Genomic DNA, 26,865 nt, shown 5'->3' on the forward strand with positions numbered 1-26,865 from the left:
ACCTCATGCAACAACCCATCGCCGGCTACCACCTGGATGAAGAGGATCATTGGGTGGCGGAGCTCGCCTGTGGCCATTTCCAACATGTACGCCACAATCCCCCCTGGACCAACCGGCCCTGGGTGATCACTGAACAAGGGCGCGAGTCCATGCTGGGTTTCCAGCTCAATTGCAAGAAATGCGATGAGGGCGCACCGCCCGATACGCTCGAAAAGGTTGTATAGCCATGACAAAACTCTGGGTCGATGCCGACGCCTGCCCAGTCGCCATCAAGGAAATCCTGTTTCGCGCCGCTGAACGCACAGCCACAGAACTGACGTTGGTGGCCAACCAAGCGGTGCGGGTGCCGCCGTCGCGCTATATTCGCTCCGTGCAAGTGACAGCCGGTTTTGATGTGGCGGATAACGAGATAGTGCAGCGCTGCGAGGCGGGGGACCTGATTATTACTAGCGATATCCCACTGGCAGCAGAGGTGATCGACAAGGGTGCTGAAGCCCTTAATCCCCGTGGGGAACGCTATACCAAAGCCAATATCCGCGCGCGTCTTAATATGCGGGACTTTATGGATACCCTGCGCTCCAGCGGCGTACATACCGGCGGACCACCGGCCCTTAGCCAGGCGGATCGCAAAGCTTTTGCCGATCAGTTAGATCGATGGCTGGCAAAGAGTCGCAAGTAGCTTTAAGGAGAATTGCCGTGGGGAATTTGAGACTGAAGCTAATGAAAGAGTGGCAATTCCCAACATTGATGTCCTGGCTACCTGATAGGGAGCAGTGCCAACAGTGGGGTGGTCCTGATTTCAGGTTTCCGTTCGAGCGGAGGTCCTTCTTGGAGGATTGTCGATGGCCGGAGTTGCCCAGCTACGCACTTCAGGACAGCAGCGGCGATGTGCTGGCTTTTGGGCAGTATTACCAACACCTGGGTCGCTGCCACCTAAGTCGCTTAATTGTCTCCCCCAATCATCGTGGAGCCGGATTAGGACGTTCGCTAGTAGTACAGCTTGCACAAACAGGAGCTAGAGCCCTGGATGCGATCGAGTGCTCTTTATTTGTCTTGCGTACTAATCTAGCGGCACGGACTCTCTACCAGAAATTGGGCTTTGAGGGAGCTGCTTATCCAGGGCAGCGAAAATGGTTGGATCAGTGCGATTTTATGGTCGCACCGTCTAAAGGTTTTCAGCAGAAACAAAATATTGAATAGCGAATATTCCATGCCTGAATTAATACAACCCATGACCGAACGCTTACAGCTGCGCCAGTGGCGAGAGGAAGATAAGCCTGTATTCGCCGAAATGAATGTCGACCCAAGGGTGATGGAGTTTTTCCCCGCATTGCTGACGCGACAGCAGAGTGACGCCGGTGTGGATCGCTGTATTGCGCATATTGAGAAGTACGGCTGGGGCTTTTGGGCCTTGGAGCTGAGAGAGACAAAAGAGTTTCTCGGGTTTGTCGGCATGAAAAATGTGACCGAAGATTTGCCCTTCGCACCGGCAGTAGAGATTGGCTGGCGCTTGGCCTTCCCTTATTGGGGGAAGGGCTATGCCAGTGAAGCTGCAAAAGCATCTTTGGATGTAGCTTTTAATACCCTGAATCTCAGTGAGGTCGTTTCTTTTACACCGTTACAGAACCTTCGCTCCCAGCGGGTGATGGAGCGGCTGGGCATGCGACGGGATTCTCTTGTCTTTGAACATCCGCAGGTTCCAAACGATAGCCCTTTGTTAAAACATTGTTTATATCGTATCAATGCTGATGAATGGTCTAGAGAGCATTCAATCAAATAATTTATCTACTCTGGGTACTCTTTGGCTAAAAAAGAGGCCCCCTGATTAGTTTCGTATTCTTTTGTGGCCACAAGGTTCTCCCTGCGCAGCTTACTATGTGACTCACACTCCGTATTGCGGCGCCTTGAAAGGCTAGAAGCTGTTTCATAACTTCTTTAACGTAATTAACATGCATGCAATATAGAAAAAAGCACGATAAGTGGACAAATATCGCTCCCATCTAACAACCAAACGGCGGTAATTTCCCAACCACGCAAAAGTCCGCTCAACTTTCCAACGGCGAGTATACCTTCTGAGCTTTCTACCATCCTGCCTTGAGGCTTTTTTCCTATTTATCCTGTGTGGACAGATAAGGTCGATTCCACGACTCAACAGACTATCTCTAAGAGGATCAGAGTCCGCCGCTTTATCATAAACTAAGCGATGAATCTTTGTATTTTTATACGTAACATCAAGCAATGGATGTAATAACTTTACTTCTGCTGGTGAGGCCGAAGTAATGGTGCCTCCCAGTGGAATACCTTCGCCATCGACCACCACCATCCACTTTGAACCCTTGCCCCGCTTGGTTTTCCCGACTTCGAAGCCCCCTTTTTTGCTGGTGCAAAGCTACCATCAGAAAAGACTTCCTCCCAGTTAAGCAAAGACTGTTGATCCAATAGCTCCAGGAATCTTCTCCATGCATGTAGCCAAGCTCCTTGCTCTTCCCAAAACTGAAGCCTTCTCCAGCATGTACTCGGTGATGGATAGTGTGAAGGAAGATCTTTCCATCGAGCTCCAGAACGCAAAACCCACAGGATGCCTTCAAAACAAGCTCGATTATCAATGGGTTTTGGGCCTCCCTTTCCTCGTTTTAACTCAGGAAGACAAGGTTCGATCAATTTCCATTGATCATTGGTTAACTCTGACTGGAATCGGCTCACTATTGCTGGACTTTTTTTAAGTAATTGCGTGAGAATAACCGATTTCAAGTTATGAAACAGCTTCTAACACATTCCTGCGAAGCGACCCCTTGATCACGAACCATTCTTAATGCCAGGAGCATTATGAATATTTAGTGATCCCCTGATAAATTTTTCCCACAATCAGGTGTTCCGTAGGGTGAGTATTTTCTACTGGAAAGGAATACATACACCTATAGAACGGTTTGCATTTCTTTGGTCACCTTAGAGCTTTATGAAAACAGGAAAAATTTGTCGAGATTAAATTATTCATTTTTTAGCCAGATGGACTTTCATTACTTCAAAATGGTCTTAAGGGTATAGGTATTACCAGGCATTTTCTTAGCACGTAGCTACCCAGACAATGGCCAGATTGATTCAGCCTGACTCAAAGCGACTAGTCCTTCGTCAATGGCGAGAAGAGGATCGGGGTGATTTTGCTAATTTAAATGCAGATAGTCAGGTTATGCGGTTCTTTCCCTGCACTCTGAACCGAATTAAAAGTAATAAGCTACTAAATGCTCTTAAGGAGCATATAGATGAATACGGGTGGGGGTACTGGGCGGTGGAGTTGAAAGAGAATGGAAAATTCATTGGTTACGCTGGTATTAAACACGCTTCGGCGGAGTTGCCTTTCTCACCAAGTGTGGTACTTGGTTGCCGACTCAGCAGGGATTTCTGGGGGCGGGGGTATGCCAGTGAAGCGGCAAAGGCTGCCTTTGCAATAGCATTCGAGCGATTAAACATCAATGAAATACTGGGATGTACCGCATTACAAAACCTTCCTTCGCAAAGAATGATGCATGGCCTGGGTATGAGTCGAGACCCTTCAATCTTTGACCATCCACTGGTACCGGAAAACAGCCCTCTGCGGCCTCACTGTTTGTATCGGCTATCGTTTGATGCTTGGTGGGATCAGAGAGACAGAAAACTCTCTCAAGCAGTTTAACTATAAACCTATAGACAGACTTTCCACTATTTAATGGAACCTATTTGGGGGGCTTGCGTCTTAAACAGCACTCTCAATAAGCATAAGAAATAAAAGCAAATGGAGGTGTTTTAAGGTGAGTCTATATCGATTAAAGGTAATAAAAATTGTTCTTATAAATATTCTGCTGGTATACAGTTTTCCGATGGCACATGCGGAGTTCATAAAAAACACGAGTAAACGTCAGGATAACTCAACCATTTACTGGTCTCTAGAATTTCCCGCCCACAATGATCCTCGCGGTCTGTTACTGATCGCTCAAGGCTCAGGTTGTCTTCCTGCCATTAAGAATAAGACGGTGCAACAAGTTAAGACGATTGCCCCAAGTTTTGCAGTGCTACTGGTAGAAAAATACGGGGTGACCCATGCGGATGGACCCAATGACCAATTTAAAGATTGCTCTCAGGCCTATGTGGCGAACCATACCGTTGAGCAGCGCACCCGGGATGTTGTGCAAATTGTTGATGAGTTAAAAGATTCTAACTGGTGGAATGGCAAGCTGGTACTCTTTGGTGGCTCAGAGGGTGGTGATGTAGTTGCCCGTTTGGCCTCCAGGTTAAACCCAGATGCGGCTGTAGTTTTCTCTAGTGGGCTTGGGCAATCTTTTGCCGAGGTACTCAAGTCCTTGGTTCCTCCTCACGTAGCGAAAGAAGTCGATGCCAAGCTTGCTTACGCACGGGCGAACCCTGAAAGTGTAGAAGTCTGGGGGGGAAACTCTATGCGCTGGTGGGCCGATGTTGTCGATCGAATACCAGTCAATGACTTAATGGATAGCCATGCCCCTGTCTTATTGATTCAGGGTACAGAAGATAAGTCCTCTCCTGTTAGTTCCGGCCGCGCAGCACGTGATGCTTATGCAAGCGCGGGGCGTTGTGAATTAACATATTGGGAGTATCCCGGTTACGATCACTATATGACAGATACAAATGCTGTAAATCACCGAGGAGAGGTTTTTGAACGAATTGCTGGATGGATAAAAAAGACTGTAATTGATGGAGCTCCGGGATGTATGTCAGATACAAAGAAAATAGAGATCAATCAATGAATATAAGAATCAAACTAGTCGCCGTAGTAATGACAGTTTGCGCCAGTGCTACGATGGCAGAAAAATTCTCTGTATTGCCGCAACTGGAAAACTATAAAGTGCCTGAGTCTTGGCGTCAGCCAGTAGCGCCTCTAAAAATAGCAGATAATACGTGGCAAATAGGTACAGAGGGAATTACCTCATTGTTATTAAAAAGCAAAGAGGGGTCGATTTTAATTGACGGTGGCATGGAGCAGACTGCTGAACATTTATTGGAAAATATGCGGAGATTGGGAGTCGCCCCCACGGATCTCAAATTAATCTTACACAGTCAGGCCCATGCAGACCACGTAGGTTCCTTAGCCGAGCTAAAACGCGTGACTGGTGCACAGGTAGTAACCAATGCCGAGTCGGCTGTGTTGATGGCTCGCGGTGGTGCTAATGATATTCACTTTGCCGACGAACTTTTATATCCGCCAATAAAGGCGGATCGTATACTGCATGATGGCGAGCAAGTGGTTCTAGGGGATTTGCGCTTACGCGTACATTTTATCCCAGGCCATACACCGGGCAGTATGGCCTGGACCTGGGAAGACAAAGTTGACGGTAAAACTAAAGACATCGCTTATGTGGATAGCCTTACAGCGCCCGGTTATCAACTGATTGATAATAGCCGCTACCCCAATATCGTAGAGGACTTCCGCACAAGCTTCGCCCGTGTACGCGATTTACCTTGTGATTTACTCATTACGCCTCACCCGGCTGCAAGTGGGTGGGTATTTCAGGATACTATTACCAGAAAAGTGAGAGTGGGCTGTAAAGGATATTCCGATGCAGCTTCGGAAAAATTTGAACAACAACTACGTGAATAGTTAGAAATAATGATTTTTTCGTTGTAGAAATTTGAATTATATAAAATGAATTAATTCGAGTTGTTCTTATATAAATAGAGTTAGCAGTTAATAATGTTTAAAGTAAAATTGTTTGAAGGTGTTTCAGAAAGTTTTATTAGTCGTTTTTTCTATGGGGTGTTTTTAATTATTCTTTCTCAGAAAGCTTTTGGTGAAACTACATATGCCGTGGTGGGAGGTAAGTGGTTTGATGGGGAGGATTTTAAGCAAGCGACTTGGTTTGTTGACGAGAATGGCTCTTTGACTAAGACCAAGCCACAAAAGGTTGATTATACCTTTGATGCCAGTGGAAAGTATGTAGTGCCGCCTTATGCTGAAGGACATAATCACAATCTACAAAACCCTTGGGGTATCAAGAATTTTGGGCCTCTGCAGATTAAATCTGGAGTTTTTTACAGCGTGCAGATGTGCAGCTTTGGTGAGGAGATCAAGGCGCAGTTCAACAGTAGGGATACCATGGATGTTTTATTTGCTTCAGACTGTATAACAGCTTCCGATGGTCATCCCCTAGGGTTGATCTTAAATGGCAAAAAAGAAGTCACCAATGATGAGTTAAAAAGCGCCCAGGAAATGGTGCTGGTGGCAGATAGTAAAGAGGATCTCGACCAAATTTGGGAGAAAGTTAATGCCAACCACCCCTCTTTTATTAAAATTATACTTGTCGGCAGTGAAAAATTTGAGGAGCGCCATGGTGATCAGAAATACTTTGGTATCAATGGTCTCAATCCAAAATTAGTGCCTAAGATAGTCGAGCGTGCCCATCAATCGGGAATTCTAGTGGTGGCCCACGTGGATACTGCCCACGATGCCGAAGTAGCTATTAAGGCTGGTGTCGATGTTTTGGGTCATTTGCCCGGATATAGAATTGCCAGAAATGAAGGCTTCGATATTCAGGACTATGTTTTGAGCGATACTACTATAGCTTTAGCTGCTGAGCAGGGTACAAAGTTGATTGCAACAGCTAGTGTGCCCACTGGACACAAATATTCAGGAGATGAATTGAGGGAGATACAGCAGATTCAGAGAGATAATCTTACCCGTTTACGCAATGCTGGCGTATCTTTATTAATGGGGAGTGATAATTTTTCTGGTACGGTACTTCGTGAAATTCGCTATTTGGACTCTCTAGATATTGCACCGAGAGAAGTATTACTTAAATCCTTGACCATGGATACTCCGAAGTGGATGTTTCCGGAGCGAGATTTAGGCACCTTTGCCGTAGGTGCTGAGGGTAGCTTCTTAGTGTTGGAGGGCAATCCTCTAGAGGATTTAGGTTTTCTTGATAAGATTTACATTGGTGTGAAGCAGGGGAAAATGTTAGTCAATAATTCCAATTAATGGTAGGTAGTAGATTTTATTCGAACATAATATTTTTTTGATTATAGATTTGTTAAAAAATACCCAGTTTGATTGCCAAGCTGGGATATATTTTCTCCATTTTAATATGCCCCTTTGTTTTAATTTGTTTCTAACAAGCCATGTACCTTTGGCACAAGATAGAAATACATTAGTGGGACCAGAATGGCGGTCATTATTAAAGCCTTTAAACCAATTGCAATTTGCAATTCCAGTGCCTGCATCCCCAGAAGTAATAGAGTAACAATGGGGTAAACCAATGCCCAGATGCACAGGGCGTGTACTATCGGTCCCTTCATTTGTTCAGTTCCTCCATAAATTTAGAAATTGTCTTAAAATACCCAGGCAAAATTTTCTGTAAAAATTGTTTTCCACTCTTGGTGAGTGCCACACATTTTGCCCTACCATCTCTGGAATCTGCTTCCATAGCGATAAGCTCATCTTGCACCATGCTTTTCAGGGTGCGGGTCATTACCGGCCGGGAAACATCAATTCGTTCTGCGATTTCAGAAGCCAATAAACTGTCTCTGTATGGCTCCCGGTCGATGACGATCATTACTAGGAAACGCAGCTGGGAGGTTCCGTGCTCAGTAAAATAGCTCTCCAGATCTCGTAATAGCAGGCTTGCATCCCGCATCATGGTAAGTGCGCCTTGAACGGCACCGGGATCTTTTACGGAAAATCGTTTGGCATATCCTTCAACCATTTGTTGCGAGGGAAGTTCTTTGAGGAAAAACATTAGGCCAGTCTCTCTAGCTTATTGATCTCCACCGGCTCTTTTAGCCACTCTTTATAGGTTTCGAATATCGGAGCGATATAGGGCATGGTGTAATGCTTTTCTAAGTCTTCCTGGCTGCGCCACTCCTCGTATAAAAATAGGCATTCCCCATCCTCGTGCACTGCGAACTGGAGGCAGCCCTCCTCTTCGAGGGTATTTTGCACTATGGATAAGATGGCCTGTTTGGCTTGCGCAAAGAATTCTGTCTTGGGGAAAATTTTGGCAATAATGAATAGGTGATTATTCATAAGGCTAACTCAACGGCGTAAATTATAGTTATCATGATAACTATAATTTTTGACCTGTCAAATACCAGTGTAATACACAGCTGATGGCGTTGTAACAATGAGAATCCACTCAGGCGGTAAATTCGGGATTTAGAGGACGCAAAGAGCTTTTAATGTGTATGAACGCTTGCCTGGCGTCTGTCTAGATTCCGGTAAGCCAACGCTTCGGCAATTTGTGCCGTACCAATTCTTTCCTGTTTGGCTAGGTCCGCCAGAGTGCGCGCGACTTTAAGCACTCGATGATAGCTGCGTGCGGAAAGCCCAAGTTTTTCTACTGACTGTCGCAGTAGTAGTTTTTCGGTATCGCCTAGGGCGCAGTGGTTTTCCAGCGATGCCCCTTTTAATAAGCTATTGATTGTTCCCTGTCGCTGTAACTGCTGTTGGCGGGCATTACAGACTCGCTCACGCACACTCTCAGATGACTCACCGGGAGGAGAATCCTGTAACTGTATTGCGCTCATTGCGCCAACTTCCACCTGCATATCAATACGGTCCAACAGTGGTCCGGACAGCTTGTTGCGGTAGCGGTCTATCTGGTCCGGGGTGCAGCGGCAGCGCGGTTCCCCCAGATAACCACAGGGGCAGGGATTCATCGCGGCTACCAATTGGAAGTGGGCGGGGAAGGTGACTTGCGCTCTGGCGCGGGAAATGCGTACCTCGCCATTCTCCAGCGGTTCGCGCAGTATCTCCAAAGCATGGCGGGGAAACTCCGGCATTTCATCCAGAAATAAGACGCCGCGGTGAGCTAGGGAAATTTCTCCTGGACGTGGGGTGCTGCCCCCGCCGACCAGGGCAGTTGGGGAGGCGCTGTGGTGCGGTGCGCGGAATGGCCTGTGACTTTGGTGAGGTAAACCGGCACTGGAGTAAACGGCGGCGACTTCTATAGATTCACGGCTGGTAAGAGGCGGCAATATGCCTGGCAGGCGGCTTGCCAGCATGGTTTTGCCTGTACCCGGTGGTCCGTAGAACAGTAGGTTGTGGCCCCCGGCTGCAGCGACTTCCAATGCGCGCCTCGCCTTGAGCTGGCCGCGAACATCGGCGAGGTTCGCAGCCTGAGTAATCACTTGCTCTGTTCGCACTTCCCCGCGTGGTAGTTTCTCCCTGCCATGCAGTTCTGCACACACTTCAAGAAGCGAGTTGGCGCTAGCGACTTCGCTACCGGCCAGGGCAGCTTCGCTACTATTTTCGTTGGGTACTATTAATAGACGCTCGGCGGCGGCACTGGCGATAGCTGCTGGGAGTGCGCCGCTGACTTGGCGTATTCCGCCGGTAAGGGCGAGCTCTCCGATAAATTCATAGCTTTCCAGCGGCTCAATGGGAACTTGGCCAGAGGCAGCGAGTATGCCGATAGCGATAGCGAGGTCGTAGCGCCCGCCCTCTTTGGGTAGATCGGCGGGGGCCAGATTAACGGTGATACGCCGCTGAGGGAATTCAAAATGACTGTTGATCAGGGCGCTGCGCACCCGGTCACGGCTTTCGCGTACGGCGGCTTCGGGTAGGCCGACGATATGGAAGGCGGGGAGCCCGTTGGCCAAGTGGGTCTCAACGGTGACCAGTGGGGCGTTAACACCCAACTGTGCGCGGGTGTAGGTAACTGACAGGCTCACATTTTCATCCTTGATGCGGCGGCTTGTGGGGAGACTAGTCCTCGGGTTTACGTTCTCTCTGTGCGAGGGCCTGCTCCAGTATTTCCACCTTATCTTCCAGGCGGGCCAGTTTTTCCCTGGTGCGTCTCAGTATCTCCACTTGGGTATCGAACTCGCGCTGGGAGACCAGCGGCAATTTATCCAGTGAAACCTCCAGGGCACTGCGCAGGTCATTAGTGACTACTGTGCCCTGCTGTTGCAGTTCTTTTAAGAGTTGTTGCAGTTTGTCCGCAGCCACGGGCAACTCCTTACTGTTTAAAACTTATCTATTGGCACAGGATTGTAACTCACACCCTATAGCCACAAAAGCTGACTCTTTGTGCACTATTCTGAACTCTGCCTCTGCAAGATTCACCATTTCTGTGCGCGCGATGACAAACAGTTCCATCTTGGTGCGCGAGACTTTGCGGGCTCTTTGTTCGTATTTATTCCGGTTGTCTGATTATTCGCTTACTTATTGATTTTATTGAATATTGCTGTATTGGCATCAAGTCTGCAGTGAAAGGGTAGGTGTGCCATTTACGATCACTGGGAGTCTGGGAAAGTAGCGGTTCACAAGACGCAAGAGACCCTCTGTCATACCCGACAGTGCAGGACCGATTGCAGGCGGCGCCATTACAGCTCTTGAAATACAGCCTACAGAAATTTAGGAGAAATAAAGTGGAAGTTAAAAAGCATAAAATTGCCACTATTTTCGCTGGCGCTTTACTGGCGTTGGGCACTGCCAATCTATCGAATGCTGAAGAAAATACCTCTTCCAGTGGCTCTCAGGAAGAAGGCATCAGTTTTAGCGCCAACCTGGGTATGGTTTCAGATTATCGTTTCCGGGGTATCTCACAAAAGGATAGAAATCCTGCAATTCAGGGTGGTCTAGATCTGGATTTTGGCAACGGTTTCTATGTCGGCACCTGGGCCTCACAGGTGGACTTTGATTATGAAGTTGATGAGACCGATTACGAGCAGGATTTTTACGGCGGTTTCTCCGCGGATATCAATGACTCTATTAGTTACGACGTTGGCTATATCTATTACGCCTATCACGGCAGTGACCAAGATGAAGATTACTGGGAAGTTTATAGCAACCTCAGCATTAAAGATCTGACCCTAGGATTTGCGTACTCACCCGATTATTGGGCGCAGAGCGATGAATTTTATTACACCTTTGCGGAATACAGTTTCTCACTGCCTGCAGAGCTGAGTCTGGATTTACATGTTGGTTACAATATTTTCAAGGAGGATGAGTTTCTTTATGAGGAAGATAACTATATCGATTACTCCGCAACGCTCAGTAGAGATTTCGGTGGGTTGAACTTGAGTGCTGCATATGTTGGAACTAATTTGAGCAAAAAAGAGTGCTTTGATTATGACTGGTGTGAACCCTCGCTGGTAGTTGGCGCTACCTACACTTGGTAATCCATTCGCCCGCGATAATTTGCGGGCATTTTTTTGGGGGGAGTCCATGAAATTAATTACCGCAATTATCAAACCTTTTAAGTTGGATGCCGTGCGCGATGCCCTCAGAGAAGTGGGTGTGAATGGCGTTACCGTTACAGAAGTGAAAGGTTTTGGCCGGCAAAAAGGCCATACCGAATTGTATCGGGGTGCTGAATATGTAGTGGATTTTTTGCCGAAAACTATGCTGCAAATTGCCGTAGAGGATTCCCAGTTAGACAAGGTGTTGGAAACGCTGGGCACCAGTGCACACAGCGGAAAAATCGGCGATGGAAAAATATTTGTTGCCAACCTGGAGCAGGTAGTGCGGATAAGAACCGGTGAAACCGGCAGGGATGCCATCTAAATCGATAGCAACCAAACATAATTTTAACAATATCCAGACTTGTACGGAGAGAAACATGGAAAACCAGATATTTCAATTGCAGTATGCAATTGATACTTTTTATTTCCTCGTAATGGGCGCACTGGTCATGTGGATGGCCGCGGGTTTCGCGATGCTGGAAGCCGGCCTGGTGCGCTCTAAAAACACCACAGAAATCCTCACCAAGAATGTCGCGTTGTTTGCGATAGCGTGCATCATGTATCTGCTTACCGGATACGCCATTATGTACGATGGCAGCTGGATGCTTTCTGGTATAGAGGCATTTAGCCTCGATACGGTACTGGCCGATTCCTCCAGTAATGGATTTGAGGGCGATTCCGTTTATTCGGTTGCTTCTGACTTTTTCTTCCAGGTCGTGTTTGTTGCCACCGCCATGTCCATCGTGTCCGGTGCCGTGGCCGAGCGTATGAAGCTGTGGAGCTTCCTCGCTTTTGCGGTGGTATTGACCGGCTTTATTTATCCGCTGGAAGGCTCCTGGACTTGGGGTAGCCAAAAAGTTTTTGGTCTCTATAGCCTGGGGGATCTCGGTTTCTCTGACTTTGCCGGCTCCGGCATTGTACATATGGCCGGTGCGGCTGCCGCCTTGGCGGGTGTGCTATTACTGGGTGCGCGCAAAGGCAAATACGGCCCCAACGGTCAGGTCTACGCGATTCCCGGTGCCAATCTGCCGCTGGCGACCCTCGGTACCTTTATTCTGTGGATGGGCTGGTTCGGTTTTAACGGCGGCTCCGTATTAAAGCTGGGCGATGCAGCCAGTGCGCACTCAGTTGCTATGGTGTTTGTGAATACCAATACTGCCGCAGCTGGTGGCGCTATCGCCGCACTGATTACCGCTCGTTTACTCTTCGGCAAAGCTGATCTCACGATGCTGCTCAATGGTGCCCTGGCGGGCTTGGTGGCAATCACTGCGGAGCCGTCCACGCCAACCGCGCTGCAGGCGACTGTGTTCGGTATGTTTGCCGGTATCCTGGTGGTCTTCTCCATCATCACCCTGGATAAACTCAAAATCGATGACCCGGTCGGCGCTATTTCCGTTCACGGTGTTGTCGGCCTGCTTGGCCTGCTGTTGGTGCCCCTCACCAATGAGGAATCCAACCTGGTGGGCCAGCTGGTTGGAGCACTGACTATCTTCATCTGGGTCTTTGTAAGCTCCCTGGCGGTTTGGTATCTGCTCAAGCTGGTAACCGGTATCCGCGTCAGTGAAGACGAAGAGATGGAGGGTGTTGACTTGGCCGAGTGTGGAATGGAAGCTTACCCGGAATTTATGAGCAAATAGCCGCTCTATAATGGCGTCGCTCCGAAATTGGGGCGATCGCCGGATTGAGGTTCCCGCAAAGAAGATAAACCAGGGGAAAGACACAAGATGAAATTAATAACGGCCGTAGTGAAGCCCTTCAAACTGGACGATGTGCGCACAGCCCTTTCCGAAGTCGGCGTCCAGGGAATGACGGTGACGGAAGTGAAAGGCTTTGGTCGCCAGAAGGGGCATACCGAACTCTATCGCGGTGCAGAGTATGTGGTGGACTTTCTGCCTAAGGTCAAATTGGAGCTGGCCGTCGATGACAGCATGGTCGATGCGGCAGTTGAGGCTATCACCAAGGCGGCACAAACCGGAAAAATTGGCGACGGCAAAATCTTTATTACCGCATTGGAAGAAGTGATACGTATCCGTACCGGCGAAACCGGTATCGAAGCGGTATAACAATTACCGTCTAATTTGGGTATTTTGTTTAATGATATCCAAGCGTTTTAAGCCCCGTAAGGGGCTTTAGCTTTTGCCCGCCCTCTTCAACTTGATCATGAACGCCTCCAACGAGTGGGTTTCTCCACTCCTGGCGCTTAAATCCCCATAACAAACTGCAATATCCCCCCGATTTTCTCCCAACAAAAAACTCTACGGGCTCCGGTGCCTGCGGCTGGCAGCGTGGTTAGTCAGTGCCTATATATTAATCGCCGCTTTTAATGCGGTAGGTGATTGTCACCCCGGTGGCTTTCAATTCCATTGACGCCGCGGGAAGGGGCGGCACAGAGGTACTCCCTCTGTAACAGGAGTAAGGGTTACAGGGTTTTGCTATGAAAGATGGTTATGAAGATCAGGGTAAGAACGCTCGCAATAAGGAAAGCGAAGAATTTGCCGAAGAGCGCTCCATTACCTCCCGTGAACGCGCCAGAAGCCAGCTGAGTTCCGATGTCGAGGAATTCTTAGCCAGTGGTGGGGCAATTAGTGAAGTTGATCCAGATGTCACCGCCGATCCCCCGCGCAAACCGCAACCTAAATACGGTAGTCGCCCTATTTAGCGCCTCTCAACTTTGCCGCCCCTGATATCAGGTCGGCGGCAAGATCTCTTTTCAAAAAATATATTTATAGGCTCCTGCTTATCGACTTAGCAGTGGCGGGCCAAACTCAGGAATTCAGCAACCTGGGCAACAGGCGCTCCAGAACTTCGCCAATGTAAGAGAGAAACAGGGTGCCGAGGCTGGAGCGATAGTATTGTGGATCGGTTGATCCAACTGCCAGCATGCCCAGCTGGTTACCCAGTGGGATCACTGCGGCGGAGGCAACCTCCTGACAGTTTTCACCAAATAGATACTCTTTCTCACCGGGGCGCAAAATTCCGCAGATCGGCCGGCCATTGCGCAATATGGCGCCAATGGCTGTTTCCGCGCTGGAGAGCGTGCTGGTGCGTACTTCCCCGAGCTTGTCGGTTGGAACCGCGAGTGGACCAAACAGGGTCAGGCTGGTGAATTCCACAGCGAAGTCGTTGGAAAAACTGCTGTAGAGAACCTCAGTGGCCTCACCGATGGTCTGTGCTTCCAACAGGGCGAGGATGAGTCGGCGGCTGTTAAAAAACAGCTGGTCGTTGTCGCGGGCATTGTGCAGCAACTGGTCGAGGCGCTGGCGCATCTCGATATTGCGTTCGCGCAGCAGGTTGGTGTGATGTGTCATCAGCGAGACGGTCTTGCCGTTTTCCCGCGGTAGTTTGATGGTCTCGAGCAGATCCATACGCTCGACAAAAAACTCAGGATTTTGCATTAGGTAGCGAGCTACCTGGCGCGCGAGCAACTTGTCATCGCGCTGGGTTTCCCTGTGGTTGCCGGCGACAATCTCATCAGAAGTTTGATTGGCGTCTTTGTGTTCCATCATATTCTGTTCACATTGGCGCAGACGCGTGGTGAACCCTGTGCTCTATTGGAGGAGAGGTTCGCCCGCGCGCGAAGTTATTTAAATAATGATTTGCCCGTGGAAAACCGTAGTCGCGGGCCCGGTCATAGTAACTGGCTGACCCGGCCCACTCCAGTGGATCGTCAGGGGCCCGCCGGGAAGGCGGATTTCTACCTGGTCATCCACCAAGTTGCGCAGTCGGGCATACACCATGGCTGCGCAGGCACCGGTGCCACAGGCACGAGTCTCGCCCACGCCGCGCTCAAATACGCGTAGCTGCGCCTGGGTGCGGGAGTCAATTTGCAGGAAGCCCACGTTGACTTTCTGGGGGAAGCGGGGATGTGCCTCGATTGAGGGGCCGAGGGACTCTACCGGGGCGCTGTGAATATCGTCGACCAGTAGTACCGCGTGTGGGTTGCCCATGGAGATGGCGCCGATGGTGTAGGTCTCGTCATGAGCTTCCAGTGGGTAGCTATCCGCGCGACGATCGGCATTGAAAGGTATTTTCTCCGGCTCTAAAACTGGAGCGCCCATATCGACACTGACCTGGTCGTTATCGAGTACACGCAGGTGCAGCATCCCCCCAGCGGTCTCGACCGTGAGCCGCTTTTTCCCTGTCAGGCGGCGCTCGCGCACGAAGCGGGCGAAGCAGCGCGCACCATTGCCGCAGTTCTCCACCTCGCTACCATCGGCATTAAAGATCCGATAACGAAAGTCCGCGTCAGGCCCCCGTGGCGGCTCTGCCAGTAGTACCTGATCGCAGCCGATGCCTAGACGCCGATCGGCGATTCGGCGAATTTTATCCGGGGACAACTTGAGTCTCTGGCTGATGCCGTCGAGCATCACAAAATCATTGCCGAGTCCATGCATCTTGCTGAATTTAACGCGCATTCCATTTCTCTATAAGACTGATTGAGCCGGCCATCCAAGGGCTGCTCGCCGCCGGTGACGCCGCTATTGTTGGCGCCCCGGTATTCTTTTGGGTGGTAATTAAGGGGAAGGATGACACAAACCGTCACACCTTTTCAGGCACCGGGGTCTCACCCCGAACCAGGTCGTCGAAGGTTTCCCGCGTGCGCACCAGGTAGCTATTCTCCCCATCCACCAGTACTTCCGCTGCACGTGGGCGGCTATTGTAGTTGGAACTCATGGTGAAGCCGTAGGCGCCTGCAGACAACATGGCCAGCAGTTGCCCTTCGCGCAGGGCCAGGGAGCGATTTTTGCCGAGGAAATCGCCGGTCTCGCACACGGGGCCCACGATATCCCAGAGCGTGTCCTCACCGTCGCCCGGCGTGACTGGCACTATGTCCTGCCAGGCTTGATAAAGAGCGGGGCGCAGGTTGTCGTTCATGGCGGCATCAACAATGGCGAAATTGTGTCCTTCGGTGTGCTTTAAGTACTCAACCCGGGTTAATAAAACGCCGCCGTTGGCAGCAATTGAACGGCCCGGTTCCAGTATCAGTCCCAGCTGGCGTTCGCCGATACGCTCCAGAACCGCTTGCAGATAGTCTGCAACTACTGGGGGCTCTTCACCCCGGTAGCGGACCCCGAGGCCGCCGCCCAGGTCCAGGTGTTCCAGTTGGATTCCCTCAGAGGCGAGGGTGTCCACCAGTGCCAACAGGCGGTCGAGGGCATCGAGAAAGGGCGCCACTTCGGTAAGCTGGGAGCCGATATGGCAATCCACTCCGGTCACTCTCAGGTGTGGCGAGCGGGCTGCATATAAATACACATCCAGGACACTATTGATCGCGATGCCGAATTTGTTTTCCTTAAGGCCGGTGGAAATATAGGGGTGGGTTTGGGCATCCACGTCCGGGTTGACCCGCAGCGAGATTGGGGCGACAGCCTCGCATTCCGCTGCCACCTGCTCGAGACGACGCATCTCGGCTTCCGACTCGATATTGAAGCAGTGCACTCCCACTTCCAAACCGCGGCGCATCTCCTCCGCTGTTTTGCCCACACCGGAAAATACAATTCGCGAAGGGTCTCCTCCTGCCAGCAATACCCTCTCCAATTCCCCCCCGGAGACGATATCAAAACCGGCGCCGAGCTGGGCCAGTAGCGACAGAATACCCAGGTTGCTATTGGCTTTCACCGCATAGCAGATCAGGCCCGGGTGGCCGCCCAGTGCCTCGGCATAGGCTCGATATTGGCGCTCGAAGTGGGCGCGGCTATAGACATAGGTGGGGGTTCCGAAACGCTCGGCGACCTCTTCCAGTGATACCTGTTCCGCCCACAGGCTGCCTTGGCGATAACTGAACTCACTCATTTCTGCGGTGCTTGCTCCTCTGGGTAGCCCTCTTCCGGGTAGTCTTCCGGCTCAGAGTAATCTTCAGGTTGCGAATAGTCGCCCGGTTCGGAATATCCCTCCGGCACAACAACTTCCCCTGCAGGGGCAAGTACAGGCTCATCCGGCTCCACCGCAGTGCTGCTGGTAGGCACAGTGGTGGGCGGGCCAGTGGTGATAGCTGGCGCGGGTTCGGCCGGCGCCTGGGGCAGGTACAGCGGTCCCTTCTGGCCGCAGCCGCTGAAGAGTGCGGACGCACTCAGTAGGGCGTAAAGGGGGAGGAGCATTTTTTTCGGCATGGGTGACATCCTGCACTCGGGCTTTAGAGCGGTGTTCGGCAAAAGCCTGATAGTATAGCGAGCCAATAGATTGAACACAGCAGACGGTAACAGAAGTAATAAAAGATGAGCCAAACGGAATATGAAGCGGCCATTGAGCACACTCTGATGGCGATTGAGGATGCCCTAGACAATTGCGACTGGGATATCGATTACGAGCGCAGCGGTGCGGTGCTCACCCTCACATTGGAGGATAACGGCAGCCAGGTAATTCTCTCCCGGCAGTCTGCCAATCAGGAGCTTTGGGTCGCCGCTAAGTCGGGCGGTTTCCACCTGGCTTTTACCGCGCCCGGCTGGAAGTGCAGCACCACTGAGGAAAATCTGCCGACCCTGCTCAATCGCGTGTTGACAGAGCAGCAGGGGGAGCCGGTCGACCTGGGATTACCATAGTAATCCCGGTTCACTGATCGGCCGAACCCCAGGCGCTCGGATGCAAAAAACCGGGCGCTTTGCCCTGCTGGAACTCGTTCTCAGTGGCGTTCTTCGATTTGCGCCCGCGCTCGCGTACAGGCGCTGCGAACCTGATCGGGAGCGGTACCGCCGATATGGTTGCGGGCGGCTACCGAGCCCTCCAGGGTCAGCACTTCAAAGACATCCTCGCCGATATCCGTGGAGAATTGCTGTAGCTGCTCCAGGCTCAGTTCGGCCAGGTCTTTCTCCTCTTCAATGGCAAAGGAAACCGACTGGCCGACGATCTCATGGGCATCGCGGAAGGCAATGCCTTTGCGCACTAGGTAATCCGCCAGGTCGGTGGCAGTGGAGAAACCCTTAGCGGCTGCCGCCAGCATATTTTCTTTTTTTGCCTTGAGTGCGGGTACCATATCTGCAAAGGCACGCAGGCAGTCCAGTGCGGTATCGGCGGCGTCGAATAAAGGCTCTTTATCTTCCTGGTTATCTTTGTTGTAGGCCAGCGGTTGGCTCTTCATTAGGGTCAGCAGTGCAATCAGGTGGCCGTTCACACGGCCGGTTTTACCGCGTACCAGTTCGGGAACATCCGGGTTTTTTTTCTGCGGCATAATTGATGAGCCGGTGCAGAAACGGTCCGGAAGGTCGATAAAGTCGAACTGGCTGGAGGTCCAGAGCACCAGCTCCTCGCTGGCGCGGGACAAATGGGTGAGCAGCAGGGCGGCGAAGGCGCAGAATTCAATGGCGAAATCCCGGTCGCTCACCGAGTCCAGGGAGTTTTCGGTCGGGGCATCGAAGCCCAACAGTTCGGCAGTGCGCGCGCGGTCGATTGGATAGCTGGTGCCAGCCAGGGCCGCGGCACCCAGGGGCGAGCGATTCACCCGTTTGCGGCAATCCATCAGGCGTTCAAAATCCCTGCTGAGCATGGCATTCCAGGCCAGCAGGTGGTGGCCGAAGGTAACCGGTTGCGCGCTCTGCAGGTGGGTAAAGCCGGGCATAATGGTATCGGCTTCGCGTTCGGCCAAGTCCACCAATCCGGTTTGCAGTCGGGTTAATTCGGCTCCGATCAAATCGATGCGGCCGCGCAGCCACAGGCGGATATCGGTAGCGACCTGGTCGTTGCGGGAGCGGCCAGTGTGCAGTTTTTTACCGGTGGCACCGATGCGCTCGGTCAGGCGCGCCTCGATATTCATGTGCACATCTTCCAACTGCACCGACCAGGGAAAGTCACCTGTCTCAATCTCCGCAGCGATCTCTTTCAGGCCATCGGCAATCTGGTGATACTCATCACCGCTCAATACTCCCACCTCGGATAGCATCTGTGCATGAGCGAGAGAACCCTGGATATCTTCCAGCGCCATGCGCTGATCGAAGGTGACAGAGGCAGTGAATCGCTCTACGAAGGCGTCGGTGGCTTCGCTGAAACGGCCGCCCCAGAGTTTGGCGGCGGGATTAGTGGCGGAGTCGGGTTTGTCGTTGCTCATGGTTTTCCTGGCTGCAGTGAGGTGAAAGGCCGGGGAGCTTGGTGGTATCGTGCGCTTTGAATATAGGGACAATCAAGAATAACAACTGCATGTCATTTCCCAGGCCGTCGGGCATTATATCGCAGAAAATTCGAAAAACTGACACCAATAACAAGGATTCTGCGCTTGCTGGGCAGGTGCCTTTCCTGCCGGATTTGTGCAGTGTCACTGCTCTGGCCGCACTGGTATTGATGGGGGAACTACTGGCGCTGGTACTGGTGCTCGCCTTGGACGGACTGCGCGACTTCAGTTGGCAGCGTCTTGGCTTGGTGTCCCTGGTGATTCAGTGGGTGATATTGCCCTGCGCCGCCGTGCTTTGCCGACTGCGCCCCTATCTAGCCAAATTACCCCACAAACATGCCGGCGCTATCAGCTTTATTGCGGTGTTGGGCGTGCTTGGGTTGGTAATGGGGATTCAGCGCTATGTGCGTGCTCAATTGCTGCAGGCAGATTTCGACTGGTGGGGCCTGGCCAGCGACTGCCTGCTGGGGGCTATCTGCGCCGGGGTGGTATTGCGCTACGCCTATTTACAGCAGCAGCTGTACAACCAGCAACAGGCGGAGCTGGGTGCGCGTATTGAGGCGTTGCAGTCGCGCATACGGCCGCATTTTTTGTTTAACAGCATGAATAGCCTGGCCAGCCTGATCGCGGTAGACCCGGACCGCGCTGAGCGTCTGGTGGAAGATTTGTGCGTGTTGTTTCGGGCCAGCCTGGCCGACCCAAAGCTGGTGCCGCTGTCGCAGGAAATACAATTGTCCCAACGCTACCTGGAGATTGAGGCCCTGCGCCTGGGCGAGCGTTTGCAGCAGCAATGGCAGCAACAGGGTGCTCTGGAGGATATACAGGTACCCAGTATGTTGTTGCAGCCATTACTTGAAAATGCTGTTCTGCATGGTGTGGCTCAGCTGCGTGAGGGCGGCACAATTAAAGTGGCCGTAAAAACCGAAGACGGCGCATTGCGTATTGATATTGAAAACCCACTTCCGGCGGAAACTGTGCGTTCCACCAGGGAAAGCAACGGTATGGCGGTGGAGAATATTCGCCAGCGTCTTGCGGCGTATTACGGTGATCGCTTCAGGTTTACCGCCGGTCGGGTGAATGGCCACTACAGGGCAAACCTACAACTACCCTTATTTCCCCTAGGGATGGTCCAGCGGGAAACAAAAGCCGCCTTAAATTCCAGTAGAGACACTGAGGTGATGGAGTGACCCAGTTGCGAGTTTTGATCGTCGATGATGAACCCCTGGCCCGCGCGCGCCTGCAGCGACAGTTGTCTACAATCGAAAACTGCATTCCGGTAGGTGAGGCAGCGGATATTGATTCCGCACTGATACAGGTGCAGATACTGGACCCGGATCTGGTATTGCTCGACATAGAAATGCCCGGCGGCAGCGGCTTGGAATTGGCCCAGCAACTTTCCACCCGCGAGTGCCCACCAGCGATAATTTTTTGTACCGCTCACGATGAGTTCGCCCTGCCGGCCTTCGCTACCGCCGCAGTGGGTTATCTGCTCAAGCCTGTCAGCGTGGAGCAGCTGCGCCAAGCGCTGGCAAAGGTGCAGCGCCTTAATAAACCCCAACAAAAGCTTGTTAGTGGTGATGAGAAGGATCGTGGCCGCAGCCGCATCAAAGCGGTGAGCCGTATGGGGGTGGAGCTGCTGGAAGTGGACAGCATTCGCTGTTTGGTTGCCGACAGCAAATATGTCGTGGCCCATCACCCTGGTGGTGAGACGATCCTTGATGAGTCATTAAAAGAGTTGGAAAGCGAATTTGGTGATCGCTTTGTGCGAGTACATCGCAGTGCATTGGTGGCGGTAGCGTTTATTACAGGCCTACGCAGAGATGGAGCGAATTATCGGGTGGAGCTAGAGGGGGTAACGCAGGCACCACTGGTAAGCCGGCGTATGCTGTCTTCGGTTAAATCGCGGATTACCGAGATATGTTGAGTATTTATCTTTTCCCTGGAGAAAATAACGAAAAAAAGCGGGCAAAATGCCCGCTTTTTTTTCTTACAGTATTAATTGCATAAATCTGGGGGATTAAGGGTTAGTAAAGCTGCGGTCCACCATCGCCGTATTCAGAGTCATTTTGCAAACTCAACTCACCGGCGGCGCTGTTCAAATACTCTGCATCGGATTCCGATTTGAGCTTGATCATCAGGCGCAAGTCGTTGGCGGAGTCGGCGTGGGCGAGGGCGTCCTCGTAAGTAATTTCGCCGCGATCGTAGAGTTCGTACAGGGCCTGGTCGAAGGTCTGCATGCCCTGTTCGCCGGAACGTTTCATCAACTCCTTCATCTTATGCACCTGGCCTTTGCGCACCAGGTCTGACATCAGCGGCGTGTTGATCATAATTTCCAGACAGGCGCGGCGGCCATCGCCATCCGGTGTGGGCACCAACTGTTGGGCGACCATGGCCTTAAGGTTCAGGGATAGATCCATAAACAGCTGTTGGTGACGGTCTGCCGGGAAGAAGTGAATGATCCGGTCGAGGGCCTGGTTGGCATTGTTGGCGTGCAGTGTACACAGGCACAGGTGACCGGTCTCGGCGAAGGCGATAGCGTGTTCCATCGTCTCGCGAGAGCGCACCTCACCAATCAGAATGACATCCGGCGCCTGACGCAGGGTGTTCTTCAGGGCGATTTCGAACGAGTCAGTATCCAAGCCCACTTCGCGCTGGGTCACAATACAGCCGCGATGCTGGTGGATAAATTCGATCGGGTCCTCAATGGTGATGATATGGCCCTTGGTGTTCTCATTGCGGTGGCCGATCATCGAGGCCAGGGAGGTGGACTTACCGGTACCGGTGGCGCCCACAAAAATGATCAGCCCGCGCTTGGTCATGGCCAGATCTTTGAGTACATCCGGCAGGCCGAGGCCGTCAATAGTGGGGATTTTTGTTTCGATGCGTCGCAGCACCATACCCACCAAGTTGCGCTGGAAGAAAGCCGACACCCGGAAACGGCCCACGTTGCGCACTGCGATGGCGAAGTTCAATTCCTTTTTTTCGGCGAACTCACGACGCTGCTTTTCATTCATGGTGCCCACCACCAGCTCGCGCGCTTTTTCCGGGGTGAGGGCACTGCTACTGCAAGGCACCACGCGGCCGTGCAGTTTGATGGAAGGCGGTACGCCGGCGGTGATAAACAGATCCGATGCACCTTTCTCTACCACCAGCTGTAGGAGTCTTTCTATATCCATGATTGTTACCGCGTATTATTTTTTGACTGAAGAAGGGCCGGTAATGCTTAGAAGTTTTCCGGCATCTTGGCTTTTTCCCGCGCGACTTCGCGGCTGACGATACGGCGAGCCACCAGGTCTTCCAGGCACTGGTCCATGGTCTGCATACCGACGCTGGCACCGGTCTGGATGGCGGAGTACATCTGCGCGATTTTGTCTTCGCGGATCAGGTTGCGGATTGCCGGGGTGCCGCGCATGATTTCGTGGGCGGCGACACGGCCACCGCCGTTTTTCTTCAGCAGTGTCTGCGAGATTACCGCCTGCAGGGATTCCGATAGCATTGAGCGCACCATGGCTTTTTCCTGCGCCGGGAACACATCCACCACCCGGTCGATAGTCTTGGCGGCAGAGGTGGTGTGCAGGGTGCCGAAGACCAAGTGGCCGGTTTCCGCTGCGGTCAATGCCAGGCGAATAGTTTCCAGGTCACGCATCTCACCCACCAGAATGATATCCGGGTCTTCACGCAGGGCCGAGCGCAATGCTTCCGCGAAGCCGTGGGTATCTCTATGCACTTCGCGCTGGTTCACCAGGCATTTTTTGGATTCGTGCACGAATTCGATGGGGTCCTCAATGGTGAGGATATGCTCGTACTTGTTGTCGTTGATATAGTCCATCATCGCGGCGAGGGTGGTGGACTTACCTGAGCCGGTGGGCCCTGTGACCAAGACCAGGCCGCGCGGAGTATCGGAGATCTGTTTGAACACCTGGCCCATGCCCAGGTCTTCCATGGTTAAAACCTTGGAGGGAATGGTCCGGAATACCGCACCGGCACCGCGGTTGTGGTTAAAGGCATTCACACGAAAGCGGGCTACACCGGGCACTTCGAAAGAGAAGTCGGTCTCGAGAAATTCTTCGTAGTCCTTGCGTTGCTTGTCGTTCATGATCTCGTAGATCAGCCCGTGTACCTGCTTGTGTTCCATGGCCGGCAGGTTGATACGGCGCACATCGCCATCCACACGGATCATCGGCGGTAGGCCTGCAGAGAGGTGCAAATCCGAAGCGTTTTGTTTGGCGCTGAAGGCGAGGAGTTCAGTGATATCCATACTGCTACCTTATGGTTCTTGTTTGGGCTCAGGTAAAATCGCCACTCATTTCGGTAAGGGCCTCAGTATATGCGCAAAGCGACAATCGTCGAAAACCTGAATGCAGTAGGTGAGCGGATTGTGACCTGCTGCAACAACTGCGATCGCGATCCTGCAGAAATCACCCTGCTGGCGGTTTCCAAAACCCGCCCGGCGGAGGATTTGCGCATCGCTTATGTGGCTGGTCAGCGTCACTTTGGCGAAAACTATTTGCAGGAAGCCCTGGAAAAACAGGATGCCTTACAAGATCTGGATATCCACTGGCATTTTATCGGGCCCTTGCAGTCGAATAAGTCTCGCGCAGTAGCCGAGCGCTTTGATTGGATGCACACGGTGGATCGCCTCAAGATCGCCCAGCGTCTTTCATCCCATCGACCGGCTAACTTGGCTCCCCTCAATATTTGCCTGCAGGTCAATATCGATAATGAGCAGAGCAAGTCTGGCATAGCCCCACAGGATTTGGAGACACTGGCGCGGGAAGTGGTGCAATTGCCCGGGCTACGCCTGCGCGGTTTGATGGCGATTCCTGCGGCTCGCCAGAACGCACTGGAGCAGTACGAGCCTTTTGCTGAGATGGCGCGCTTGCTGCAGTCTCTGCAAGAGTTATTTCCCGATGAGGCGCTGGATACACTTTCTATGGGGATGTCTGCCGATATGGAAGCGGCGATTGCCTGCGGTGCGACCATTGTGCGCATCGGCACAGATATTTTTGGCGCACGCAATTACTCTGAGTGAAAGATCCTATTTTTTACCCGAGTGCTTGCCCGAAGTTCTGGGGCTATGTTCGTGGGGAAAGTGTAAGAGACCAATGAAACGCTCAGGGACACTCGAAGTGATATTGCTGGGGTTGACGCTATGCGCAGTGATTTCCCTATCTATCGCGCACACCCTGCTGGTGACCTGGGTGGCCTTGGAGTGGTTGGCTTTTCTTTGTCTGCTTTCCTTTGCGCTACCTAAGGTCACTTTAATCACCAGTTTTCTAGACCGCACCATCTCCCAGGCCCTGTGGCCTGAGAGCCGGCACTGGCTGTGGATACTGGCCATAGCGCTCAACCTGATCGCAGTTGTGGAAACATTAAGATTGAAGCCTTAAAAAATAAACGGCCCTTAAGGCCGCTTATTAAACATTACGATTTAGAATAGCCTTTGGCACTACTCAACTAAAGTCAGTTTTTCCTTCTGTGTTTCGTCGAGCAAGTGTTCGGCAAAAAACAACGCGGTAGCCTGGGTGAAGACATCATTGTTCTCCTTTTTGCGGTAGCCGTGCCCCTCATTTAACGCATTCATATACCAAACCTGATTGCCGTTTTCTCGCAGTGCCGTCACGATCTGTTCCGCTTCTGTGACGGGAACGCGGGGGTCGTTTTGACCCTGCACCACAAACATGGGTACCTGGATTTTTTCCACATGGTTGTTGGGGCTGATGCTTTCCAGGAATTCGCGCACCTGCGGATCGCGTTCGTCACCGTATTCCACGCGGCGCAGGTCCCGGCGATAACTCTTGGTATTGGTGAGGAAGGTGACGAAATTGGAGATGCCGACAATATCCACGGCTGCTTTCAGGCGATCCGAATAGTGGACGCTGCTGGCCAATACCATATAGCCGCCGTAGCTACCGCCGAAGACGGCGACCCGCTTGGCATCCAGGTCCGGCTGGGTGGCGATCCAGTCCAGTAACGCGCCAATATCTTTCACCGAATCTTCACGCTTGTAGCCGTTGTCCATGGCCAGATAACTTTTCCCGTAACCGGCGGAACCGCGCACATTAGGGGCTATTACCGCGGCACCCAATTTTTTCAACCACAGTTGGTATTTGCTGGAAAACAATGGGCGGTACTGAGCTTCGGGGCCGCCGTGAATAGAGATGATGACCGGCACAGGCGCCTTTATATCGCGGGGCTTGTAGACGAAGGCGGGAATCTTGCGCGGCTCGCCGTTTACCTGATCGAAAGTGGGGTAGTGTACCAGCTCGGGCTCGATAAACTGCTCGGTATCCAGACCGCCCACTTCACTGAAGGTCCAACGGGTGAGGTCGCCACTGGATAGAGGCCGGCGGCCCAGCTCCAGTACAAAGGTATCGGTGGGGGTTTTGGGGGTGTTCAGTGATAATGCCAGCCTATCGCCACTGGGATTAAATTCGGTTGCGCCGATCACGCCGATAGGTAGTGTTTCGACTTTGCGGTAGCGATCATTGCGCGGGTTGTACAGGTATAGGGCAGACATACCATTTTCATTCGCCACAAAAGCGCCGCGGCGGCCGTCTTCACTAAGGACAAAGCTACTAATATCCCAGGGAATATCAGCGGTAATGACCTTCTCATCACCACTGGCCAGGTCTTTGCGGATCAGCTGGGTAAATTCGCCATTTTTATCGCTAACCAGGTATATGGAGCGGTCGTCGTAGCTAAAACCGGCGGGAAAGTTACGAGAGTCTTTTTCATCATCACCGGAGAGCAATGTTATTTCGCCACTATCCAGTTCCAATAAGTGAACCTTGGAACGGGTGGAGGAAACATATTGCAGAACCAGCAGCTGGCTGCCGGATTGAGAGAAGTCAGTGGGCCCCCACCAGCTGCCATCCTCCGATTTTAGGATCAGGCGATCTTCATCTTTGTTGCCGTCGAAAGTGGTTAGCCAGATATCATTGGCTCTGCCGTCGCGACGAGTGCTCTGGTAAGCGAGGGCTGAACCCTGTTTATTCCAAAGAATGACGCCATTGCGCGATTCGCCGTCGCTGAGCATTTTGCTCTTACCGCTGGCGCTGTCGAACAGGAAAACCTGCGCATACTCGTTGCCGCCGGCATCCATGGTGTAAGCCAGCTGCCGATGCTGGGGGCGGGTAAGCACTTCCCCGATAGGCTCATCAAAAAAAGTCAGTTGTCGACGGGTACCGCCGGGGCGCTCTACCTTGTGCAGCTGGTCCACTTCCCCAAAACGGGTACTGATATACATACCGCTGCCTTCCATATCCCAGCCACGGAAACTGGCTGAGCGTACATTCTGGTAGCGGTCGAGTTCTTCCACCAGGTTCGCTGGGATTGGGGGAATGTCCTGTAACTGCAGTTGGCCATTGTTCTCGGTGCGGGTCTCCACCCCATGGGCAACAGTAGCCGCACTGAGCATTGCGGCGGTGACCAAATAGCGCCATTTCAACATAGTGTTCTCCTTGGCTAGCGCGCTGGGGCGCGCGTCTCTTGTTATTGGAATTGAGCGACCACATATTATCGGAATCCCTCCGGGGTATAACAGCCAGTAAACTCACAGAGAATGAGGCGAACACTCG

32 protein-coding genes and 1 pseudogene are annotated in these 26,865 nt (G+C 52.1%); 18 read left to right on the top strand and 15 right to left on the bottom strand.

Translation table 11 applies throughout. The features are described 5' to 3' along the window. The first annotated feature begins 5 nt into the window (after positions 1-5). The 4 genes from ACJJID_RS18290 to ACJJID_RS18305 are packed head-to-tail and all read left to right on the top strand — an operon-like array spanning position 6 to position 1,780. Positions 6-224, top strand: coding sequence for a DUF3565 domain-containing protein (locus ACJJID_RS18290; RefSeq protein WP_152450563.1), 219 nt, complete (start codon positions 6-8; stop codon positions 222-224). Between the two features lie 2 nt (positions 225-226). Continuing rightward, a complete protein-coding gene (locus ACJJID_RS18295) occupies positions 227-679 on the top strand; it encodes a YaiI/YqxD family protein (protein WP_152450565.1) in 453 nt (150 codons plus the stop codon). Positions 680-696: 17 nt separating this feature from the next. Further along, positions 697-1,200 (top strand): GNAT family N-acetyltransferase, encoded by a 504-nt coding sequence (locus ACJJID_RS18300; RefSeq protein WP_444920702.1) that lies wholly within the window; start codon positions 697-699, stop codon positions 1,198-1,200. 10 nt (positions 1,201-1,210) lie between these two features. Further along, on the top strand, positions 1,211-1,780 hold the full coding sequence (locus ACJJID_RS18305) for a GNAT family N-acetyltransferase (RefSeq protein ID WP_444920703.1): 570 nt from the start codon (positions 1,211-1,213) through the stop codon (positions 1,778-1,780). A gap of 144 nt (positions 1,781-1,924) precedes the next feature. Here ACJJID_RS18305 and ACJJID_RS18310 read toward each other — a convergent pair. Both ACJJID_RS18310 and ACJJID_RS18315 read right to left on the bottom strand, forming a co-directional pair. Then, a pseudogene (locus tag ACJJID_RS18310) lies at positions 1,925-2,353 on the bottom strand (IS5 family transposase); the annotation flags it as partial. Continuing rightward, entirely contained in the window at positions 2,254-2,703 is a 450-nt protein-coding gene (locus ACJJID_RS18315; protein ID WP_444922596.1) for a transposase, read from the bottom strand. The gene ACJJID_RS18315 and the pseudogene ACJJID_RS18310, both read right to left, overlap by 100 nt. Positions 2,704-3,085: 382 nt before the next feature. On the opposite strand from ACJJID_RS18315, the gene ACJJID_RS18320 reads away from it, so the two are divergent. The 4 genes from ACJJID_RS18320 (at position 3,086) to ACJJID_RS18335 (ending at position 6,982) form a co-directional block, all read left to right on the top strand. Beyond that, entirely contained in the window at positions 3,086-3,670 is a 585-nt protein-coding gene (locus ACJJID_RS18320) for a GNAT family N-acetyltransferase (protein WP_444920704.1), read from the top strand. 115 nt (positions 3,671-3,785) lie between these two features. Next, entirely contained in the window at positions 3,786-4,754 is a 969-nt protein-coding gene (locus ACJJID_RS18325; RefSeq protein ID WP_444920705.1) for an alpha/beta hydrolase family protein, read from the top strand. A gap of 2 nt (positions 4,755-4,756) precedes the next feature. After that, positions 4,757-5,605 (top strand): subclass B3 metallo-beta-lactamase, encoded by an 849-nt coding sequence (gene bla / locus ACJJID_RS18330; protein ID WP_444922652.1) that lies wholly within the window; start codon positions 4,757-4,759, stop codon positions 5,603-5,605. 93 nt (positions 5,606-5,698) lie between these two features. Continuing rightward, a complete protein-coding gene (locus ACJJID_RS18335) occupies positions 5,699-6,982 on the top strand; it encodes an amidohydrolase family protein (RefSeq protein ID WP_444920706.1) in 1,284 nt (427 codons plus the stop codon). 119 nt (positions 6,983-7,101) lie between these two features. On the opposite strand, the gene ACJJID_RS18340 is transcribed toward ACJJID_RS18335, so the two are convergent. The 5 genes from ACJJID_RS18340 to ACJJID_RS18360 form a co-directional block, all read right to left on the bottom strand. Beyond that, positions 7,102-7,299 (bottom strand): hypothetical protein, encoded by a 198-nt coding sequence (locus tag ACJJID_RS18340; RefSeq protein ID WP_444920707.1) that lies wholly within the window; start codon positions 7,297-7,299, stop codon positions 7,102-7,104. After that, the gene (locus ACJJID_RS18345; RefSeq protein ID WP_444920708.1) at positions 7,296-7,739 is read right to left on the bottom strand and encodes a MarR family winged helix-turn-helix transcriptional regulator; all 444 of its coding nucleotides are present in this window, start codon (positions 7,737-7,739) and stop codon (positions 7,296-7,298) included. Before ACJJID_RS18345 ends, ACJJID_RS18340 begins: the two co-directional genes overlap by 4 nt. Then, positions 7,739-8,026, bottom strand: a complete 288-nt coding sequence (locus tag ACJJID_RS18350; RefSeq protein ID WP_444920709.1) for a putative quinol monooxygenase — start codon at positions 8,024-8,026, stop codon at positions 7,739-7,741. Before ACJJID_RS18350 ends, ACJJID_RS18345 begins: the two co-directional genes overlap by 1 nt. Before the next feature lie 149 nt (positions 8,027-8,175). Next, positions 8,176-9,672, bottom strand: a complete 1,497-nt coding sequence (locus ACJJID_RS18355) for a YifB family Mg chelatase-like AAA ATPase (RefSeq protein ID WP_444920710.1) — start codon at positions 9,670-9,672, stop codon at positions 8,176-8,178. Between the two features lie 34 nt (positions 9,673-9,706). Then, positions 9,707-9,949, bottom strand: coding sequence for an accessory factor UbiK family protein (locus ACJJID_RS18360; protein WP_152450586.1), 243 nt, complete (start codon positions 9,947-9,949; stop codon positions 9,707-9,709). A gap of 422 nt (positions 9,950-10,371) precedes the next feature. Here ACJJID_RS18360 and ACJJID_RS18365 point away from each other — a divergent pair, with 422 nt between their 5' ends. The 5 genes from ACJJID_RS18365 to ACJJID_RS18385 all read left to right on the top strand — a co-directional run bounded on the left by ACJJID_RS18365 (position 10,372) and on the right by ACJJID_RS18385 (position 13,846). Beyond that, entirely contained in the window at positions 10,372-11,124 is a 753-nt protein-coding gene (locus ACJJID_RS18365; RefSeq protein ID WP_152450588.1) for a TorF family putative porin, read from the top strand. Between the two features lie 46 nt (positions 11,125-11,170). Continuing rightward, positions 11,171-11,509 carry a P-II family nitrogen regulator gene (locus tag ACJJID_RS18370; protein WP_152450590.1) on the top strand — a complete coding sequence of 113 codons (339 nt, stop codon included), beginning with the start codon at positions 11,171-11,173 and terminating at the stop codon, positions 11,507-11,509. Positions 11,510-11,564: 55 nt separating this feature from the next. Then, positions 11,565-12,824, top strand: coding sequence for an ammonium transporter (locus ACJJID_RS18375; protein ID WP_444920711.1), 1,260 nt, complete (start codon positions 11,565-11,567; stop codon positions 12,822-12,824). An 87-nt stretch (positions 12,825-12,911) separates the two neighbouring features. Beyond that, positions 12,912-13,250, top strand: coding sequence for a P-II family nitrogen regulator (locus ACJJID_RS18380; RefSeq protein ID WP_444920712.1), 339 nt, complete (start codon positions 12,912-12,914; stop codon positions 13,248-13,250). 371 nt (positions 13,251-13,621) lie between these two features. Then, the gene (locus ACJJID_RS18385) at positions 13,622-13,846 is read left to right on the top strand and encodes a hypothetical protein (protein WP_152450596.1); all 225 of its coding nucleotides are present in this window, start codon (positions 13,622-13,624) and stop codon (positions 13,844-13,846) included. A 106-nt stretch (positions 13,847-13,952) separates the two neighbouring features. On the opposite strand, the gene ACJJID_RS18390 is transcribed toward ACJJID_RS18385, so the two are convergent. From ACJJID_RS18390 to lptM, 4 genes are all read right to left on the bottom strand, one after another. Continuing rightward, on the bottom strand, positions 13,953-14,693 hold the full coding sequence (locus ACJJID_RS18390; protein WP_444920713.1) for a DUF484 family protein: 741 nt from the start codon (positions 14,691-14,693) through the stop codon (positions 13,953-13,955). Positions 14,694-14,771: 78 nt separating this feature from the next. Next, positions 14,772-15,602 (bottom strand): diaminopimelate epimerase, encoded by an 831-nt coding sequence (gene dapF, locus ACJJID_RS18395; RefSeq protein WP_444920714.1) that lies wholly within the window; start codon positions 15,600-15,602, stop codon positions 14,772-14,774. Between the two features lie 124 nt (positions 15,603-15,726). Next, on the bottom strand, positions 15,727-16,980 hold the full coding sequence (gene lysA, locus ACJJID_RS18400) for a diaminopimelate decarboxylase (protein WP_444920715.1): 1,254 nt from the start codon (positions 16,978-16,980) through the stop codon (positions 15,727-15,729). After that, entirely contained in the window at positions 16,977-17,297 is a 321-nt protein-coding gene (lptM, locus tag ACJJID_RS18405; protein ID WP_444920716.1) for an LPS translocon maturation chaperone LptM, read from the bottom strand. The genes lysA and lptM overlap by 4 nt, the downstream gene beginning before the upstream one ends. A gap of 105 nt (positions 17,298-17,402) precedes the next feature. Here lptM and cyaY point away from each other — a divergent pair, with 105 nt between their 5' ends. After that, a complete protein-coding gene (cyaY, locus tag ACJJID_RS18410) occupies positions 17,403-17,726 on the top strand; it encodes an iron donor protein CyaY (RefSeq protein ID WP_444920717.1) in 324 nt (107 codons plus the stop codon). A gap of 80 nt (positions 17,727-17,806) precedes the next feature. Here the strand turns inward: cyaY and argH are convergent, their stop codons facing one another. After that, positions 17,807-19,225: an argininosuccinate lyase gene (gene argH / locus ACJJID_RS18415; RefSeq protein ID WP_444920718.1), complete on the bottom strand. Its 1,419-nt coding sequence runs from the start codon at positions 19,223-19,225 to the stop codon at positions 17,807-17,809. An 89-nt stretch (positions 19,226-19,314) separates the two neighbouring features. Between argH and ACJJID_RS18420 the strand changes: the two genes are divergently transcribed. Beyond that, positions 19,315-20,472 carry a sensor histidine kinase gene (locus tag ACJJID_RS18420; RefSeq protein ID WP_444920719.1) on the top strand — a complete coding sequence of 386 codons (1,158 nt, stop codon included), beginning with the start codon at positions 19,315-19,317 and terminating at the stop codon, positions 20,470-20,472. After that, a complete protein-coding gene (locus ACJJID_RS18425; RefSeq protein WP_444920720.1) occupies positions 20,469-21,209 on the top strand; it encodes a LytR/AlgR family response regulator transcription factor in 741 nt (246 codons plus the stop codon). Before ACJJID_RS18420 ends, ACJJID_RS18425 begins: the two co-directional genes overlap by 4 nt. A gap of 100 nt (positions 21,210-21,309) precedes the next feature. Here the strand turns inward: ACJJID_RS18425 and ACJJID_RS18430 are convergent, their stop codons facing one another. Beyond that, positions 21,310-22,461 (bottom strand): PilT/PilU family type 4a pilus ATPase, encoded by a 1,152-nt coding sequence (locus ACJJID_RS18430; RefSeq protein ID WP_152450611.1) that lies wholly within the window; start codon positions 22,459-22,461, stop codon positions 21,310-21,312. 47 nt (positions 22,462-22,508) lie between these two features. Then, positions 22,509-23,543, bottom strand: coding sequence for a type IV pilus twitching motility protein PilT (locus tag ACJJID_RS18435; RefSeq protein WP_252084158.1), 1,035 nt, complete (start codon positions 23,541-23,543; stop codon positions 22,509-22,511). A 69-nt stretch (positions 23,544-23,612) separates the two neighbouring features. Here ACJJID_RS18435 and ACJJID_RS18440 point away from each other — a divergent pair, with 69 nt between their 5' ends. Both ACJJID_RS18440 and ACJJID_RS18445 read left to right on the top strand, forming a co-directional pair. Beyond that, positions 23,613-24,317 (top strand): YggS family pyridoxal phosphate-dependent enzyme, encoded by a 705-nt coding sequence (locus tag ACJJID_RS18440; RefSeq protein WP_444920721.1) that lies wholly within the window; start codon positions 23,613-23,615, stop codon positions 24,315-24,317. A 73-nt stretch (positions 24,318-24,390) separates the two neighbouring features. After that, complete coding sequence (locus tag ACJJID_RS18445; RefSeq protein ID WP_444920722.1) at positions 24,391-24,675, top strand: hypothetical protein; 285 nt, start codon at positions 24,391-24,393, stop codon at positions 24,673-24,675. Between the two features lie 59 nt (positions 24,676-24,734). Here ACJJID_RS18445 and ACJJID_RS18450 read toward each other — a convergent pair whose 3' ends face one another. Then, a complete protein-coding gene (locus ACJJID_RS18450; protein ID WP_444920723.1) occupies positions 24,735-26,738 on the bottom strand; it encodes an alpha/beta fold hydrolase in 2,004 nt (667 codons plus the stop codon). Between the last annotated feature and the right edge of the window lie 127 nt (positions 26,739-26,865).

Source organism: Microbulbifer sp. CnH-101-G (assembly GCF_052466775.1).